Origin of the sequence: Streptomyces sp. NPDC059456, assembly GCF_042750055.1 — a bacterium.
In the GTDB taxonomy this organism is placed as follows: Bacteria; Actinomycetota; Actinomycetes; order Streptomycetales; family Streptomycetaceae; genus Streptomyces.
On the sequence record NZ_JBHYVA010001124.1, the window covers coordinates 1 to 1,339 of the forward strand.

At 74.5% G+C, this 1,339-nt stretch carries 2 protein-coding genes; one reads left to right on the forward strand and one right to left on the reverse strand.

The window, feature by feature from the left end; genetic code table 11:
• Positions 1–63 precede the first annotated feature (63 nt).
• A complete protein-coding gene (locus ACFXA3_RS42660) occupies positions 64–954 on the forward strand; it encodes a potassium channel family protein (RefSeq protein ID WP_385196948.1) in 891 nt (296 codons plus the stop codon).
• On the opposite strand, the gene ACFXA3_RS42665 is transcribed toward ACFXA3_RS42660, so the two are convergent.
• Positions 935–1,339, reverse strand: a 405-nt coding sequence (locus tag ACFXA3_RS42665; protein ID WP_385196950.1) for a peptidase inhibitor family I36 protein, incomplete at its 5' end; no start/stop codon positions are given. The two genes, ACFXA3_RS42660 and ACFXA3_RS42665, sit on opposite strands and share 20 nt — an antisense overlap.

A 1,339-nucleotide genomic window follows, 5' to 3' on the forward strand; every position in this document is an offset into this window, starting at 1 on the left:
GCCCCGGCCGCTGCGGCACTGCGCCGCCCCGTTCCGCTTTACCCGTTCCTTACGATGATCTGTATGAAGGAACCCTCCCGCCAGCTGCGGTGGGAGCGGCGGAGCCAGACCCCGCTGCTCGTGCTCGCCGTGGCCTTCGCCGTCGCCTACGCCGTGCCGATCGTCGTGCCCGACGCGAATGCGCGGGTGCACCGGGCGTGCACGGTCACCGAGTGGGTGGTGTGGGGGGCGTTCGCCGCCGACTACCTGATGCGCCTGGGCCTGTCGACGGCGAAGAGGGCGTTCGTCCGCACGCACTGGCTGGACCTGGGCGCGGTGCTGCTGCCGATGTTCCAGCCGCTGCGGCTGCTGCGGCTGGTGTCCACGCTGCTGCTGGTGGGCCGGCGGGCCCGGATGGCCCCGCAGATCCGGCTGACCACGTACGTGGCGGGGGCGGTGGTCGGGCTGCTGATGTTCGGCTCCCTCGCCGTGCTGAGCGTGGAGCGGGACGCCCCGAAGGGGAACATCAAGAACCTGGGCGACGCCGTGTGGTGGAGCTTCACCACGATGACCACGGTCGGGTACGGCGACCACTCGCCCACGACCGGGCTCGGCCGGATCATCGCGGTGGGGCTGATGCTGTCGGGGATCGCGCTGCTGGGTGTGGTGACCGCCAACATCGCGGCCTGGTTCATCTCCCGTTTCGAGCGGGACGACCGGGTGGAGCGGGCGCAGACCGCCGCGATCGCCGAACTGTCCGCGGAGGTACGGGCGCTGCGTGCCGAGATCGGGCGGCTGGGCGGGACGCCGGCGACGGCCGCCGGGGCCCGGGCGGCCACCCCGGACGCCGAAGCCACCCCGGGCGCGGGGGCCGCCCAGGACGCGGGAGCCGCCCCGGGCGCGGGGGCCGACGTACCGGCCCTGGTGCCCGGAGCGGCCCCGGCTGCGGGTGCCGCTAGCGCTCCCACACCTTGAAGGCCCGGATCAGGTAGGGCGATTCGGGCAGCCAGACCCCGTCGCCCGGATAGGTCTGGAACTCTCCGGTCTCCTGGCACTCGGCCGACTGGTAGGTGGTCACCGGCCGCCCGATGCGGTTGATCAGCGACTGGGCGCTGGTCCCGGCGGGCAGTGCCGTACAGCTGTTGATGTCGAGGGTGCTCAGCTCGTGGGCCTGCCGGGTGCCCTTGAACTCCGGCTTCGCCCACAGGCACAGCTGCCCGGTGGCGCAGGCGGGGGCCTTGCCCGGCGGAGCGCCGGCGGCGTGTGCGGCGGGGGGGGGCGCCGCGGCCCGCCGCGCGCCGGCCCAAGGAGACCCGGCCGAAGCGGCGCGCCTGCTGCGGACCGCGCTGGGCCAGTGGCG

What these genes read in the sequence shown, in the direction of transcription:
- ACFXA3_RS42660 (WP_385196948.1), top strand. Translation starts at nt 64, where the DNA reads ATGAAGGAACCCTCCCGCCAGCTGCGGTGGGAGCGGCGGAGCCAGACC.